Genomic DNA, 15,824 nt, shown 5'->3' with positions numbered 1-15,824 from the left:
TGGATGACGACAATTCTAAGCTCATTTATTCTAGGACTAGCCGTGAGTCTGCATTGTGCAGGTATGTGTGGGCCCTTGATGTGTGCAAAATTTTCGAATGGCAATAAATTTGTCGCTAGTCACTTTTGTAGCTTACAACTGGGACGTTTGACGACTTATGGCATTCTGGGATTGATCATTGCACTGACCTCAAAAATGATTAGCTTAGGTCTTTATCAAAATCGAATTTCGGTGATTACGGGTTTATTAATATTAGTAGTTTATTTTGCCCCTATGAAAATCAAACGCCGTGTGATGAGCCACTTTCCACAAACAAAATGGAATAAGAAATTACGTCAATCGTTTGGGAAATTAATGGGAAGCCAAAGTTTAGGTGGAAATTATGCCTTGGGAATCCTTAATGGCTTATTACCCTGTGGAGTGGTTTACGTGGCACTGGGAGCAAGCCTAACAGCAGAGTCTCCCATTCATGGAGTATTAATGATGGTGGCTTTTGGTTTAGGGAATATCCCGGTCTTACTGATGAGTGCAGGAGCCGGTAGATTGATCGCAAATCCTCGCGTTAGGGCAATGACCATACCTTTAGCCGTATTAATGACAGGAAGTTTATTGATTTTACGAGGAATGGATTTGGGCATTCCCTATGTGAGTCCACATTTAGAACAAGAAACTGGCAAAGTGGCCAGCTGCTGCGAACACTAAACAAAAAGATGAAATTGGAAGATAAATCAAAACGACTGGAAAACCTATCTCAGGCATTGAATGCCAGTACGATAGTGGCTTACACTGACCCGGATGGAATCATTATTGATGTAAATCGTCGGTTTTGTGAAGTATCGGGTTATTCTCGCGAAGAGCTAATTGGAAAAACGCATCAAATTATTCGCTCGGGTTACCACCATAAAGAGTTTTTTACATCACTATGGACGACCATTAAAGAAGGCGGAATTTGGAAAGGTGAGGTTTGTAACCGTAAGAAGAATGGTGAAATTTATTGGGTGGATACAACCATTATTCCCTTTAAAGATGATTCCGGAAAAATTTATCGTTTTATGGCAATTCGCCATGAGATTACCAATCTAAAAAATGCACTTAAAGATCTTTATCAAAGTGAAACCCAACTCAGTGCAATATTTAATAGTTCAGTAGATGGCTTAGTTTTATTGGATGAAAATCAAAAAATAGAGAAGGTGAATTCTGCAGCAGCACGGATTTTGAGTATTTGCCCGATGGCATCAAAAGGACTCGACTTTAACTCATTCGTAAGCCTCAGTAATAAAGCCAAGCATTCGAACTCTTATGCCGAGGTTAAAGCCTATGATTCAACAGGTCGTGAACTCGATTTATTTTTACAATATGCACCCTTGAAATTAGGTGAGCGAGAAATGGCAGTGGTCTTTATTCGCAATATTTCTGAACAAAAACTCTTGGAAGAGCACATGCAGAAATTGGGGAATGAACTCGATGTACAGACTCTATTTAATCAAAGGCTTTCAGCTTTGGCCAGTATGGCTGGCGGTATTGCCCATGAATTGAATCAGCCACTCTCAGGTATTCGAGTTTATGCCGATATGATTACGGATCATTTGGAAAGTGAGCAAGAGTTGACCAAAGAATTTATGCATCAAACCATGAGTAAAGTTGTGGGCTTAGTTGATCGTGCGGCAGACATTATTCAGCACATGCGGGAATTCTCTGCAGAGAAAAAAGAAGATTTTAATGAAAATTGTGATCTGCATAAAACTTTAGAGCGCGCACTCAGTTTAATCGGGCAACAACTTCAGAGTAGCGGTGTTCAGGTAAATGTTGAAGTTGATTCGAGCCATGAAGTCTGTGGAGATACCCATAGACTTGAGCAGGTCTTTATTAATCTGATTATTAATGCTCGAGATAGCATTGCCGAAACGGGTCGTAAATATGGGAATATTTCGATTAAAAGTAAAGTCCATGGCGAAGTGATAGAAGTTCTGATTGAAGATGATGGAGCTGGAATCCCAAGTGAGATACAAGCAAAGGTTTTTGAGCCCTTTTTCACGTCCAAAGAACCAGGACAAGGAACGGGTTTAGGTTTGCCAATCTGTCACGGGATTTTAAAAGATTTTGGAGCGAAATTAAGCTTAATGGGTTCTGATCAAACAGGCACAGTTTTTAAAATATTATTTAAACGAGGTAAAGATGGCCAAGCATGAACTTAAAGACTTAGAAGTCTTCATCGTTGATGATGATGAAGCAATTCGCGATAGTTTAAGTATGTATTTAGCTTCGCTGGGTGTTCACGTTCGTTGTGCGTGTAATCCAATTGATGCTTTGGCTGAACTCAAGGTCAAGTCAGCTGGCATAGTTATCAGTGATGTACGCATGCCACAAATGGATGGCATGACTTTCTTGAAAGAACTCAAAAAAACTTATGGTGATGATACAGAAGTACTGATTATCACGGGGCATTCAAATGAGGCACTCGCCATTGAAGCACTTAAAAATGGTGCCTTTGATTATTTCCGTAAACCCCTTCATGCCCGTGAAGTCGTGGAATCATTAAAACGTACCAAGCGCTTCAATGACCTTAAGCAGGAAAATGCGCAACTCAAGCAACGTCTTGAGTTGAATCAAACTTCAAAAATTGGTTTTTTTGGAGACTCTCCAGCAACAAAAACTATGTTAGAAATGATGCGTCGAGTAAGTAAAATGCCAATGACTTGCGTATGGCTTCATGGCGAAACGGGTTCAGGAAAAGAAATTGCGGCTCGCCATATTCATGAATTGACTTGTGGAGAAAAGAAACCATTTGTGGCGATTAATTGTGGAGCCATTCCGGAAAAATTGATTGAGTCAGAGCTCTTTGGTCATGAGAAAGGAGCTTTCACTGGAGCGGATAGTCGTCGATCTGGAGTTTTTGAATTGGCCAAGGGAGGAACTGTTTTTCTTGATGAAATCTCAGAAATGCCCCTCAATGCCCAAGTAAAACTACTTCGTGTATTAGAAGATAGGGTAGTTCGTCGTGTGGGAGGTGATCAAGAAATTAAACTTGATGATACAAGGATTTTGGTAGCGTCTAATCGCGACTTAGAGAGTTTAGTTGAAGCGGGTGAATTTCGCGAAGACCTTTATTTTCGAGTCAATATTGCCAAAATTCCTATTCCTGCACTGCGTGAACGAACACAGGATATTATTCCTTTGGCTCAAAGCTTCTTAAAAGAGTTTTCACAGCGCTGCCACCGTTCACTTAAATTGAGTTTAGAAGCAGAAGCAGGCTTGTTATCCTACTCATTTAAAGGGAATATTCGCGAACTCCGCAATATTCTTGAGCGAGCGACGATTTTTGCCATGGGGGAGGAGATTCAACTTAGTGACTTGAATTTGACGCCTGGAAGTCAGCCTCAGTCTCATAAAGAAATGGCCTTGAATACGAGTTCTCTTAATCTTAAAGAAATGGAAGAGACTTTTGTTAAGCGAGCAATTCGTCAAGGAAACCATTCTCATGCAGCAAGAATATTGGGGATTACACCACAAGCTCTTTATAGAAAACTCGATAAGTATGGCTTGCGCTAATTATAGCTAGAGAAGAATCACAAGGAATAGATTTTAGTTATTAAAATCTAATGACTAGTAGATTTTGAGAATACATTAATGACAATCACACCAGTGATGATTAAGAGTATTCCTATGGTCGCGGGGATGTCTAGTTTTTGATTGTGCATGAAGTATGCGACTAAAGAGACTAGCACAATTCCGACGCCAGACCAAATAGCATAAGCGATACCAATGGGGATAGTTCTCAAGACTAAAGAAAGACAATAGAAAGCAATGCCATAGCCAAAGATGACGATAGTACTAGGGATAAGCTTGCTGAAGCCTTCTGAGGACTTCAAGGCGCTGGTAGCAATGACTTCAGCAATAATCGCAATGGCTAAGAAGATATAATTCATATATGATAACTAAGTCCACTTTTTAGAATTCAGAAGAATAAATGAGAAATTCATTAAAAAAACTTAATAGCTAAAAGAGTGGGAATAAGTAGGACTTATTCCAGTAGTAATAATCTGGCATTGAAAAACATGTCAGAGCTCTTTTTTTCATATTGGTAAACAGATGCGGAAAGAATATTTTGACCTTCTTGCAGATGTTCTGTAGGAATAATAAAGGTAGTGAATTTAGCTTCTGATTTTGTGCGGTAGTTGGCACGGCTTTGCTGACTTAAAGCTCCTAATGGCAAGTATAAACGTTGAACTTCCTGTCCATTTAGATATATGATAACACCATCATCGACGCGCATGGATAAGATTAATTTGGCGTGTTTCGCTGGGAGAGTATCTAGATCGAAGTCATGGCGAAGATGAAGAGGGTGGTTATCTTCTGAAATTTCGGTGGTTGCTTTATCTGAATAAGCAAAACTGGCAGGTGATTTTTTCCAGAGTGCTGGCGCAGATGCAGACCTTTTCCAATTAGGAACTGGTGCGGCTTCAGCTTTATAGTAGGACCATTGGGCATTATCAGAAATGAGTTCCTTAGTCGCAAGAAGAATTTGTTTAGCCTGATGTTGAGGGAAGCTGACGTCAGCAAAAAGTGTGGGGATATCATTGTTACTTCCCTTGAGGTTAAATCGGAGTAAGGCAGTATCAGCTAAATCTTTTAAATTGATACTGATTTCTCTTTGGCTTTTAGTAAATTGAACGCCTTGGATGAATTCATCATCAGCAAAGATTTGCAGCATGACACGTGGGTTATTTGGGTTGTAGTTGACGATAGTGATAGAGCCTTCAAGTTCATTGACTTGGTCGTTCAACTTAAGGTAGTAATCTTCACCTGCGAGTACTTTGAATTTTAGTTCAGGAAGCTTATTTAACTTAGAATAGAAGACTTGTTTACTGAGGTGAGCAATCGAACTGAAGCCATTCTGCTGCGAGTAGCTATAAGATTCCTTTTCTTTCACAAGAATTTTATTTTTCTTCCCAAATTCTACGAGTCCTTGAAAGACATGTAGATCAAGATTTTTCTCATTTAGATGAGCGCCAAAAGCCGTGCCAATATCATAGATATTTTTGATGGGATTGGAGAGTAAGAAGCCTTTGTCTTCATCACTTAAACTTACGCTAATACGACCTGATTTTAGAGCTATGTTTTTGTCGTGAATAAACTGTGCTTGCACGGGACCGATAAGGCGAATACGACTACCGGAGGCATTGATTAAGCTCAAATATTCATCGCTATTTAAAGTGATACTTTGCTCCGTAGAAAGAGCACTGAGCGTGAAGTTTTCGGCATTAGCCTCGGTGATACGATAAGTTAAAATCTCATTATTGGAGCTTGTTTGATTAAAGAAGACTAAGGCAAAAATAAAAATAGCCGCAATTGAGCTTAGCAAGGCAAAGTTAACTTTTCTGATTTTTTGTACAGGTTCTTTACGGATAGATTTAAGCTTGTTGAACTCATCTTTCTTGGGCAAAAATTGTTCGTGTTGGAGATCTGTGGCACATTGAATCATACACGAGGTTTCGTCTATATACGCAAAAAAATCTTTTTTTAGATTTTCATTTTCCTGGAGTTGATGGAGTAAATTTTCCATTTGCGTTTCATCGAGCTCTTGCCTGAGGTAGGCATCAAATAATTCTTCTGGCTTCATGAGCGTAACTCGAGTTTATTTTTAATACAGCTACGCAGTGTTTGTCGTGTGCGTGAAAGTAATAAGCGCAAAGCATTTTCGCTACGAGACAATTTCTCAGCTAGCTCAATACAGGATTTTTTGTTGTGATAGAAATCTAAAATAACTTGGCGAGCATCACCGCGTAGATTTTGCATACAGGAATAAAGAGCCTGATGTTCCGCCTGAGAGTTGAGTTTATCTTCAGAAGAAGCTTTGGCATCAAAATAAGAATCGATGAGTTCAGCCATTTTTTCCTGAACCTTGTTTTGGCGACTTTGTTTGCGAATGAGATCTACGGCTTTATTACGAGTGACGCGCTTCATCCAAGGCAGGAGTCTATCTGAATCGAGTTCATCCACTTTATGGTGGAGCGCAATGAGTGCTTCTTGAAAGGCATCTTGAGCAAAGTTCCAATCGCAGGTTAAAGCATAGGCGTATGAAACGAGTATTTGCCGATAAGTAAAAGCTTGGCGTAATATGTCATCGTGTCGTGAGTTCGTCATGATTCCGTTCTATTCAGTTTTTATTAGCTTAATGGTTTTTCGTTGGATAAACATGATCCTGTCGGTTTATTTTGAAAATAAATCAAAAAAAGTTGAAAAAGCAGTGACATGATGACTTTTTTTGAACGACTAGTCTGTAATCATTAATAAATTATAGGAAATATTTTTATGAAAAGCTTTTTAATCTTAGTCGTCTTACTGCAAGGTTTAAGTTTTGCCGCTGTTGATAAAATACGTGTTGTCTGGGAAGAAAACCCAGATAGCGACGCAATTATCGTTTGGAATCAAATTTCTGGAGAGGATGCCACTCTTCATTATGATTTCTTTGATCACAAAAATGATGCAAAAGCCTATTCCAAGTCACTAAAAGCGCAGCGAGTTGAAGAATATGCGGGTATGACTAATCACTACCTCAATTTGAAAGACCTCAAGAGTGATACAAACTATTACTTTCTTATTAAAGATAGTGAAGGCCAAACTGAGCGTTACTACTTTCGCACAGCACCAAACAAACCCAAAGCCTTTCGCTTTATTCAGGGTGGGGATTCGAGAAATAATCACAAAGCAAGACAAGAGGGTAATCGCTTAGTACCTAAACTCAATCCACTATTTATTTCTTTTGGTGGAGATATGACGAGTAGTGGTAAGGATGAACAATGGCAAGCTTGGCTTAAGGATTGGGAGCTCACTTATGGTCAAGATGGGCGAATTTTCCCCATAGTGCCAACTCATGGGAATCACGAGAGACAGGGCTATATCCAAGGTATCTATGGTACCAAAAACCGTTTGGTCTATTATCATTTTAAATTAGGCGGTGATCTTTTTTCTCTTTTTGTTTTGAATTCAGAAATTGATGCAAAAGGAAGTCAGAGAGAGTGGTTATTAAAAGAATTACAGAAGCCCAAGCCAACTTATCGTTTAGCCTCCTACCACAAACCGATGCGTCCACACACGAAAAAGAAAAAAGAGGCGCGTCATATTTATGATGCTTGGGCAAATATTTTCTATGTAAATAAATTCGATGTACTCTGTGAAAATGATAGTCACGTTGTGAAAAGAACTGTAGCCGTGAGACCAAGTCAAGAGGAAGGTAATGATGAAGGCTTTGTGGCGGATCCGAAAGGTTATGTAAAAATTGGAGAAGGTTGCTGGGGTGCACCTGTTCGAAAGCCGGATGATGCTAAGTCATGGACAATAGATATAGGGAGTTTCAATAGTTTTGATGTGTTGGACGTGAGCAAAAAACAAATCAGTATCCGCACAATTAAATTTGAGGGCCAAGAGAAAGTAGAGTATCTCAATGAAAATGATGATGTCTTCGCACTGCCTAAAAACTTAAATATATGGCAGGCAAAGGGAGGCGCTGAGCAAGTCGTAAAAGCAAGGAAATAAGCATGAACAAAGATGATAATAAATTGATCCTACTCTTAAAGTTAGGCATGGCGACTTACCTTTTTAGTCGAGGGATGTTGTACCTGACTTTCGATAGCCCACTTAGAGCTCTGCTTTGGAGCGAAACGATAGTGAGTCCCTTTGTTCATTTCCTGGGGATGACTTGGCAAGATTACGCAAATGTTTCTGATTATTTGGCGCGTATTCTAGAGAAAAGTGTAGGTCTTTATTTCATCTTTGTCGCCGGCCTTTGCCTTTGGGTGAAGAACGGTGCAGTAAGCTTATGGCAGAAAAGAGTTTTTCATGTGCTCGCTTATTTTACAGCTTTGCATATTTTGCTTAAATACTTATCTCACGGCCACGAGATACCTATTTTACTTGAGTATGTTTTACAGGGTTTTAGTCCTTTTATTTTTCTAGCTTTTATGCAAAAAAATCCGGGAGAAGGACAGGATAAAAAACTACATTTGTCTTCTTATAAAATCATGGCCACGCGCACTTTGATCTCGGCTTGCTTCATTGGTCATGGTTTATATGCAGCGGGTTGGCCGTATCAATCGGTGAAGTTCGTGCGTATGCTGACTTCAACTCTGTTTATTGATTTTGATTTGGCCGCTGCCATTGTCCAGGGTATTGGTATTATCGACATCATGTTAGGAGTTTTAGTTTTTATTAAAGCCTTTGAACAAGTGAGCCTAGCTCACATGGCTTTTTGGGGTTTTCTTACGGCATTCTCACGAGTAGTGAGCCAAGTTTTGGTGCCATGGGATTGGTCGCAGTGGCATCTATGGACTCTGGAGACGAGTGTTCGACTTATTCACGGGATCTTGCCTTTATTTTTATTTTTCTATTTGCGAAATAGATACCAAGAGAAGGAAGAAAAAGTATCCGTAAGTCTTTGGGCATGGCAAACTTTCAAAGTGAGTCAAGTATTTTTTGCGAAGACCGCAATTTTGATTTTGACTTTCTCATTGGGAGTTAAAGTCTTTTATTCACCCGAGCCTGCAATTGTGAACTCCAACTTGGCGATGAATAATTCACAAGGACAAGGACAAGGACAGCTTCAAAAAGGTGCTTCTGAGAATTCTTATTGTGATGAAATTTTCTCTGAAGCAGGTTTTCAAGTACGACTCAAATTAGCTCAAGATAAGAGTTTTGAAGAGGGCGATTTAGACTTTTTGAAAGAGTCGAAGCAGGAAGTTCTGAATCAATTAAAAAATAAAATTATACAAGATTTTCATGAATCATCTTTTGCCAATGAGAGTTTTGATAATAAAAAAATACTGGGCTTTGCGAAGAACGTTCAAGTCATTTATGGGGACTTGGGTCGAATTGAATTTAAAGCGAAAGTTCCTTGGCGCGAGCAAGGTGAAATGAGTGGTGAACTCTCTGAACACTTCGGGTCATTATAGCATAAAAAGCACGGCATAAGGTCTCGCTAATTTTGCAAAATGACTAGTACAGTTTAACTTGAAAAAAGATTAAAATTGTCGAGGTCACAAATGAGAGATCCCCAAGCTGAAAAATTGCTGGATTATATTGATTCCTGCCCCAGTCCTTTTCACGCAGTTGAGTCCGCTAAGAAATTATTAAAGTCCGCAGATTTTATTCAATTAGATGAAGCCGATGAATGGAAACTAAAAGCCGGTGCTGCCTATTTTGTGGAACGCTCAGGTGGAAGTATTATCGCTTTTCGTTTACCAGAAATTCACCGTGATGTGAAATTTCATATTGTGGGTGCCCATACCGATAGCCCTTGCTTCAAAATGAAGCCTCATCCAAGTGGAAAAATGGCCAATTACTATCAATGGGGAGCTGAAACTTACGGCGGCTTATTAAAGAATTCTTGGCTTGACCGCGATTTGCATTTGTCGGGTAGATTGACATTGATAATCAATGGAGAAATGACCAATAAGTTGATTTCTTTAGATTCTTATCAGTTTAGGATCCCACAGTTAGCGATTCATTTGGATGAGAATCGCGACGCCCTTAAGCTCAATGCTCAGCAACACCTCATGCCCATTTTTGGTCTTGACCATGATAAAGATTTACTCCAAGTTATTTTGGATGATCATAAAATTAAGGCCACCGTATCTGATATAGCCGCTTTTGATTTATTTTTGCATGATTCGCAAAAATCGTCTTTTGGTGGCCTCAATGATGAATTTATTTATGCCCCACGCTTAGATAATCTAGCTATGTGTCATGCTTCACTAGAAGCCTTAATAGCCTCTAAACCACTCTCGGCAGTTAGTATGGCCGCCTTATTTGATCACGAAGAAGTGGGCAGCGTTTCAGATCGCGGTGCTTGCTCGAATTTCCTGCCCGCAATTTTAGAACGTATTAGTCTAAACTTAAAAGGGGAACGTGAGGCTTACTTAGCTGCCTTAAGCCGTTCCTACATGCTTTCAGCAGACATGGCTCATGCAGTCCATCCCAATTACTCTGAAAGACATGACCGTGATCATTACCCACTGATTAATCATGGACCGGTTATTAAACATAATGCTAATCAGCGTTATGCCACTAATTCCGAAACAGCTGCTTATTTTAATTTACTTTGTCAAGAAAGTGGAGTTCCGGTACAGGAATTTGTGTCACGTAATGATTGCCCTTGTGGTTCGACTATCGGGCCAAGTGTGGCAAGTAATTTAGGAATCAAAACGGTTGATGTTGGCAACCCAATGTTATCAATGCATTCCATTCGGGAAATGGCAGGGTCAAAGGACCATGCTAAAATGATTAGAGTTTTTGAGGAGTTTTACTGCAAATGATAGGCCTAGCAAGAATTGAACACCGTTTAAGACCTACTTTAGCCAAGTTACTTCCACCAAGTACTTTTATGAAGATTTACTCCAGCGGACGCAGTGACTTCATCAAGAGGCTGGCCCAATTGCAGGTGGAGCCAATTGCAGGTGATTTTAAACTCACCGAACTTTGTGGTTTGCGTTTTCGCAATGATTTGGGCAATGCAGCAGGATTAGATAAAGATGGCTCCTTACTGGATTTCAACTACAATCTAGGTGCGGGTTTTGCCGTGGTGGGTACCGTCTTAGATAAACCACATACGGGAAATTTATTTCCGGCTTTTGGCAAAGAACAAAACCCTTGGACGCCATTGCCCAATAGTCACTCAGCCCTCAATTCTCTCGGACTGCCAAGTTTGGGAGTGAGTGTGGCAGTCGACAATATTAAAGCCTTTCAAGATCGAGTACAGCCTAAAGATTTTCCTATTGGAGTCAGTATTATGGGGCATCCAGCACAAGAAGGAGAAGAAAAACTTCAAGGAGTCTTGGATTGCGTTAAACAATCTTTACCCGTAGCGGACTTTATCGAAATCAATGAGTCTTGCCCCAATGTGAAAGGCCACGATTCAAGTGCCATGTACAAGCGAATCCAAAATGTGATGGATGTTGCAGGAGATAGCTTACCTATATTTATTAAATTGGGAAATTTGGATCACGCAGAAGAAGTCTTAGCGAAATTTGCAAGCATGAAAGTTGCGGGAGTCGTCTTACTCAATACTCAGCGAGATTATGATTTCTATCGTCCAAAACTCGATAAATCTGACCATAAGATATTTGATTACTATACCAAGGAATTTAGTGGGGGTCTATCGGGGACCATTATTCGTCAGACGGCTTTGGATGCAGTGAAACAAGCCAAAGCCATTATTGATCAAGGGAACCTCGATTTGAAACTCATTCATGTAGGCGGAATTGGAACAAATGCCGACGTTTGCGAAAGTCGCAATTATGCGCAATTACGCGAGTGGTACTCACTGTTCATGGAACGCCTCTTCGAGCTACCAGCAGATGAGATCTATAAGCAGTTGACTTCCTAAAGTTCTTAGATTCAGTCCATAAAAAACGCCTCGATGTCCGAGGCGTTTTTTATGGATAGCTAAAATGGCTCAAGACTTATTTATGGCAGTGATTTTTTGACGGCTTTAATTTCTAAGGGAGGCTTCACTTCGATTTGATCGATATAGATAAAATGAGTCAAATCTAATTTATTGTATTGGTCACTTGTTAAGTGACTTATAAGGCCGTTTGCGTAAACCGCGACATGAACTTTTGGCGGGTCAGTGAAAAAAGTTTTAACACTTTTATAGACTTTTTTTTGAGTGATAATGAGTAGTTGCTTACTGTGATCACCAATGGAGATGTCGACAGGGTTAATCAGAAATTTAATATTTTTCTCTTGCTCAAACTGACTTGAATTCAATTTGATTTTCTTGATGATCTCAGGCTTTAAATCGGCCAAAGAAAGGTGCTTTGTGTCGGTGCTTTGTTGCGCTGAAAGGATGAGGTGATATTGTTTGCAAATTTTTTCGCATAGAGCCAAGTTATCTTGACCTTTAGCTGGGATGCTTGCACTGATAAAAACGTACATCAGTACGGAAATGGGTAAGAAACCTAAGAGGATTTGATATTTAATTTTCATTTTATTTCTTTATACTTTTATTTATAATCTTCATTTAGATAGAGGCCGTAATCTTTGCTGCTAGAATTTAGGGTTCTGTTAGTTTTAATATCGCCACCATCATCTAGGCAATTCGAGCCCACAGAGTATAGGCCGTTTTTCTCAAAATTATAATGATAGTTTTCATTATAGTTGGTCCAAGGATCTTGCGGTAATTCTTTAAAAAGGTTCGGACTTAAGTCATTCAAAACCTGTGGGTAGGAGCCCTCTTGCTGACAGTGTATTTCTAAGGCAATGCGAATTTGAACGAGATCTTTGCGGATATAGCATTCTTTGACTTTCTTGATGGCAGTGCCGAGCGCAGGCAAAACCATGGCCATAAAGATTCTTCCTACGGGATTTCGGCTATGAAAAATACTACTTTTATAATTAGTGCGTGACCGAAAACCCAGTATTTATGAATTTTACCAGAATTTCAAATTTGCGTAAAAATCAAAATTTCCTCTGGAGATGCAATGTCGTCATGACACGAGCATTTTTTTGAGGCTTAGGCGTCAGAATGAAGGCATTATTGCCGTTTATTCACTTAGTCCAGACAGGAGAAAGTACGCCGTTAATGGCGTTTTGTATTATCATGAGAGTATTTATGCGCTTTTGCTTTTTCTACGTAGTGCTTTGATTTCTCTGGCCATGATGATAGCTCCAAGATGATGGATATTGCTGGCACTTATGGCCATGGCTGCATAGCGTTCAAAATGAGGAGTACCCTTATCAGGGCATCGGTCAAAACCATGACTTTCAAGAGCGTTAATAGCTGATTCCACTGCGGGATGTTGTTTACGAGCAATGACAAAGGCCTCCTTACTTTCACGCTCTTGAGCAGCTTTATTTCGGCGACCTTTTACAGGGAGGTGAGCCCTTACCTCTAATGCTTCAATGCGGGATTGATTATTTTGACCATCCTTGTCCATCTTTGAATAAAAACCCTTATCAAAACTCATCGATGTCAGCCCAGGGTATAGCTCCTTACTTTTACGAACCATTTCAACCGCCACGTCTTTATCCTGCTCACCCTTCATGATTCTATGGTCTAGGATAAAGCCAAACTGATCTTCAACAACACATACCTTTACTCCAAGTTCCTGACGAACTCCAGCTTTACCCTTGCATATCCATTCCGTGTGAGGTTCAAAAATAGAATAAACCTTTTCATCAGGTAAAATTGTCTCTCCATTAAGTACTCTACGGCTTATTTGATTAATGAATAAGTCCGTATAGTCTATGTTGATCTGTAGCTCAGGGCACTCTTCTTCTAAGGAGTTTTGGAGAGTTTTTGCTTTGAGTAAATGAGCTTGAGCTACGCTAAGATAATCCTTAATGAGCTCCTCAATTTCTAAGCGACGTTTTTCCTGTAGTTCTTCTTTCTTCGAGTTGGAGTGACGCATCTTGCTCAGCTTATTATAAAGGCTATGGAATTTCTTTTGCTGGCTTTTCACTTCACGCCAGCGAGCAATTTTTAAAGATGAAGCCAACCTGCCTCCGATGCTCAATACTTTGCGTACAGAATCTTTTAATAGATTCAAATCAGTGGGGAAATGAACATTCGTTTCAAAAACAAAAGAATCGCAACGGCTATGTAATTCTCGTTCTTCTGGAAAAAGTAATTCATGGCTAAAGGCAACGACGATTTTGCTGATTTCATTGGCGATTTTTTTTGTAAAAAGACTAACGTTATCGTGTATTGTTTGGCGTCCTGTTACAGTGTCAGCATCACAAAAAAGATCAACTCCACAAATCTCCCGAATCTTGCGGTGATAATCATAACAACTTTTGAGCTTGTCATAATCCCAATTACAGCTCAAACGCAAAGTACCTAAAACAAAAATAACCCAGAGATCCATTCCTTTACGTCCATCATTCCAGAATGTTCCTTTAGGAACTAATTCAGACAAAACATCCTGGATTTCTTTGAGTAAAACTTTGTTCCGATAAATTTCTTGTAAACCACGAAGAGTTTTGGTTATTTCATCACGGCAGTATGTGTCGAGTCTCACTTGTTCAATTGGCGTGACTCCGAGAAGTGGGTTTTCTCCTAATTCTGCTTGTGTACTTGTGAAATTGCGCATACTATATGGGGCCCTGGATTCCTTTGTTATATGTGTATCCTTATTGGATAATAGTAGTTTGTGGTGAAGTACTATACATTTTAACAAAAGTTTTTCAGGGTGCTTCAGGGCTGTTTTCTAGAAAAACTCACAACTTATTTTTCTCGTAAATTATTATACTTAAAAGACTTAGCTTCATTTCGGTCAGGCACTAGATAGATCCAGCCGAGGTACTTTGTAGATGAATTAAACTTTGAAATCGAAAACGACGATGTCTTCCAAATGTGGAACGACAACTGCTTTTACGTCTTCGTGAATAGGATGAGGTAGGTAAGCGTCACGAGAAGAGAGGCTATCGAAAGTCATGATGAAGCCGTGAGTAAACCCTTTATCCAATCCCTCGTCGCTATCATAGGCCCCATGTTCCATATCGAGTAGGCCAGGGATTTTACCAACCATATCTTTCATAACTGCGAAACACTCATCAATTTGAGTATTTGTAGTATTTTCTTTAAATTTAAAAACTCCGAAATGTCTAACCATGATGTTGTTCCTTGTTAATTTTAATAAGTTCTAAAAGTTTGTGAGCACTGGCCTGTGCAAAGATTTCGCTATTGATTTTTTCGTCGATTTCAATGACCTCGACAGAAGAGTGGTTTTTGATGCTATCGAAAAGAGCTTGGTCGGCTTTTTGATCGTAAAAGGCCTGTCCTTCAGCGCTGATGATACTAATAGCTTTTTTAGGTAACATGATTACCGTTGGAGCTGTGTTGGCATTGGCTTTTTTGGCAATAATTTCGCCTAATTGCTTATTCTCTTCCATATTTGTGCGCATGAGCGTGACTTGTGGATTATGAATATAGAAAGTTCGTCCTGCGTAAATCTCTGGTACGGTTTGTTCTTCGCCAAAATTGGCCATATCCACACAGCCTGGTGCAATTACTGCGGGAACTTTTGCGATACTCATGGCATCCATACGCGTGGGGCCAGCAGAGAGTGTGGCACCCGTGATTTCATCTGCCCATTCAGTGGTTGTAAGATCTAAAACGCCTTCGACCATGCCGCTTTCAATGAGGCCTTCCATAGTTTTTCCACCCATGCCAGTGGCATGAAAAACGAGAACTTCATAACCAGCAGCTTCAAGAACTTTACTGGCAATATTGATGCATTCAGTTGTATTGCCAAACATGCTCGCAACGATGAGGGGCTTAGCACTCGTTTCGGCATACTCTTGCTCGACCATGCCAGAGATGGCTCCTGCAGCACGACTGAAGATTTTTTTAGAAATGCGATTTAATCCCGCGACGTCGACAATACTGGGAATCATCACGATATCTTTTGTTCCTAAGTAATGTGCTGTATTGCCACTCGCTAATGTAGAGACCATGACTTTTGGAAAACCAATCGGAAGTGCGCGCATAACCGCAGTTCCTAAAGCAGTACCACCGCCACCTCCGAGTGAAATGATTCCGTCAATTTTTTGTTGAGTCACTAAATCAGCAACAAATAAAGGGGCCGCTTTTGACATAGCTACAACACACTCGCCACGATCTTTTTTTGAGATTAAACTTTGAAGGTCGAGCTCGCTGAATGCGGCAACCGTGAAGCGATCGATATCTACAGGTACTTGAGGTTCGCCGCCCGTGCCTAGATCGATAATTAAAGTTTCATGGCCGCGAGCACGAATTAATTTTGCAACAAAATCATGCTCGAGGCCTTTTGAATCCATCGTTCCTAATATAGCAATAACTGACATAT

General features: G+C 40.0%; 15 protein-coding genes. 7 read left to right on the top strand and 8 right to left on the bottom strand.

Translation table 11 applies throughout. The annotated features are described in order from the left end of the window. Positions 1 to 3: 3 nt before the first annotated feature. From PQO03_RS08350 to PQO03_RS08340, 3 genes are read left to right on the top strand one after another with little or no spacing between them, the layout of a single operon-like run. Entirely contained in the window at positions 4 to 702 is a 699-nt protein-coding gene (locus PQO03_RS08350; RefSeq protein ID WP_274149453.1) for a sulfite exporter TauE/SafE family protein, read from the top strand. A gap of 14 nt (positions 703 to 716) precedes the next feature. Continuing rightward, the gene (locus tag PQO03_RS08345; protein WP_274149452.1) at positions 717 to 2,189 is read left to right on the top strand and encodes a PAS domain-containing sensor histidine kinase; all 1,473 of its coding nucleotides are present in this window, start codon (positions 717 to 719) and stop codon (positions 2,187 to 2,189) included. After that, positions 2,176 to 3,549: a sigma-54-dependent transcriptional regulator gene (locus PQO03_RS08340; RefSeq protein WP_274149451.1), complete on the top strand. Its 1,374-nt coding sequence runs from the start codon at positions 2,176 to 2,178 to the stop codon at positions 3,547 to 3,549. Before PQO03_RS08345 ends, PQO03_RS08340 begins: the two co-directional genes overlap by 14 nt. Positions 3,550 to 3,596: 47 nt before the next feature. Here the strand turns inward: PQO03_RS08340 and PQO03_RS08335 are convergent, their stop codons facing one another. The 3 genes from PQO03_RS08335 to PQO03_RS08325 all read right to left on the bottom strand — a co-directional run bounded on the left by PQO03_RS08335 (position 3,597) and on the right by PQO03_RS08325 (position 6,144). Further along, complete coding sequence (locus PQO03_RS08335) at positions 3,597 to 3,926, bottom strand: DMT family transporter (protein WP_274149450.1); 330 nt, start codon at positions 3,924 to 3,926, stop codon at positions 3,597 to 3,599. A 95-nt stretch (positions 3,927 to 4,021) separates the two neighbouring features. Beyond that, complete coding sequence (locus tag PQO03_RS08330; RefSeq protein WP_274149449.1) at positions 4,022 to 5,620, bottom strand: hypothetical protein; 1,599 nt, start codon at positions 5,618 to 5,620, stop codon at positions 4,022 to 4,024. Further along, a complete protein-coding gene (locus tag PQO03_RS08325) occupies positions 5,617 to 6,144 on the bottom strand; it encodes an RNA polymerase sigma factor (RefSeq protein WP_274149448.1) in 528 nt (175 codons plus the stop codon). Before PQO03_RS08325 ends, PQO03_RS08330 begins: the two co-directional genes overlap by 4 nt. A gap of 168 nt (positions 6,145 to 6,312) precedes the next feature. Between PQO03_RS08325 and PQO03_RS08320 the strand changes: the two genes are divergently transcribed. From PQO03_RS08320 to PQO03_RS08305, 4 genes are all read left to right on the top strand, one after another. Beyond that, a complete protein-coding gene (locus PQO03_RS08320) occupies positions 6,313 to 7,536 on the top strand; it encodes a metallophosphoesterase family protein (RefSeq protein ID WP_274149447.1) in 1,224 nt (407 codons plus the stop codon). A gap of 2 nt (positions 7,537 to 7,538) precedes the next feature. After that, positions 7,539 to 8,948 (top strand): hypothetical protein, encoded by a 1,410-nt coding sequence (locus PQO03_RS08315; RefSeq protein ID WP_274149446.1) that lies wholly within the window; start codon positions 7,539 to 7,541, stop codon positions 8,946 to 8,948. A 90-nt stretch (positions 8,949 to 9,038) separates the two neighbouring features. After that, entirely contained in the window at positions 9,039 to 10,310 is a 1,272-nt protein-coding gene (locus tag PQO03_RS08310; RefSeq protein WP_274149444.1) for a M18 family aminopeptidase, read from the top strand. Next, on the top strand, positions 10,307 to 11,380 hold the full coding sequence (locus PQO03_RS08305) for a beta/alpha barrel domain-containing protein (RefSeq protein WP_274149443.1): 1,074 nt from the start codon (positions 10,307 to 10,309) through the stop codon (positions 11,378 to 11,380). Before PQO03_RS08310 ends, PQO03_RS08305 begins: the two co-directional genes overlap by 4 nt. A gap of 80 nt (positions 11,381 to 11,460) precedes the next feature. Here the strand turns inward: PQO03_RS08305 and PQO03_RS08300 are convergent, their stop codons facing one another. The 5 genes from PQO03_RS08300 to PQO03_RS08280 form a co-directional block, all read right to left on the bottom strand. After that, positions 11,461 to 11,982 (bottom strand): hypothetical protein, encoded by a 522-nt coding sequence (locus PQO03_RS08300; protein ID WP_274149442.1) that lies wholly within the window; start codon positions 11,980 to 11,982, stop codon positions 11,461 to 11,463. Positions 11,983 to 11,999: 17 nt separating this feature from the next. After that, positions 12,000 to 12,341 (bottom strand): hypothetical protein, encoded by a 342-nt coding sequence (locus PQO03_RS08295; protein WP_274149441.1) that lies wholly within the window; start codon positions 12,339 to 12,341, stop codon positions 12,000 to 12,002. A gap of 264 nt (positions 12,342 to 12,605) precedes the next feature. Then, complete coding sequence (locus PQO03_RS08290) at positions 12,606 to 14,087, bottom strand: ISNCY family transposase (protein WP_274149439.1); 1,482 nt, start codon at positions 14,085 to 14,087, stop codon at positions 12,606 to 12,608. 225 nt (positions 14,088 to 14,312) lie between these two features. Beyond that, positions 14,313 to 14,609 carry a Dabb family protein gene (locus PQO03_RS08285; RefSeq protein WP_274149437.1) on the bottom strand — a complete coding sequence of 99 codons (297 nt, stop codon included), beginning with the start codon at positions 14,607 to 14,609 and terminating at the stop codon, positions 14,313 to 14,315. Next, entirely contained in the window at positions 14,602 to 15,822 is a 1,221-nt protein-coding gene (locus tag PQO03_RS08280) for a Tm-1-like ATP-binding domain-containing protein (RefSeq protein WP_274149435.1), read from the bottom strand. The genes PQO03_RS08285 and PQO03_RS08280 overlap by 8 nt, the downstream gene beginning before the upstream one ends. Positions 15,823 to 15,824 lie beyond the last annotated feature (2 nt).

The organism is Lentisphaera profundi (assembly GCF_028728065.1).
Taxonomy (GTDB): domain Bacteria; phylum Verrucomicrobiota; class Lentisphaeria; order Lentisphaerales; family Lentisphaeraceae; genus Lentisphaera; species Lentisphaera profundi.
This window is presented reverse-complemented; position numbering and strand designations above follow the sequence as displayed.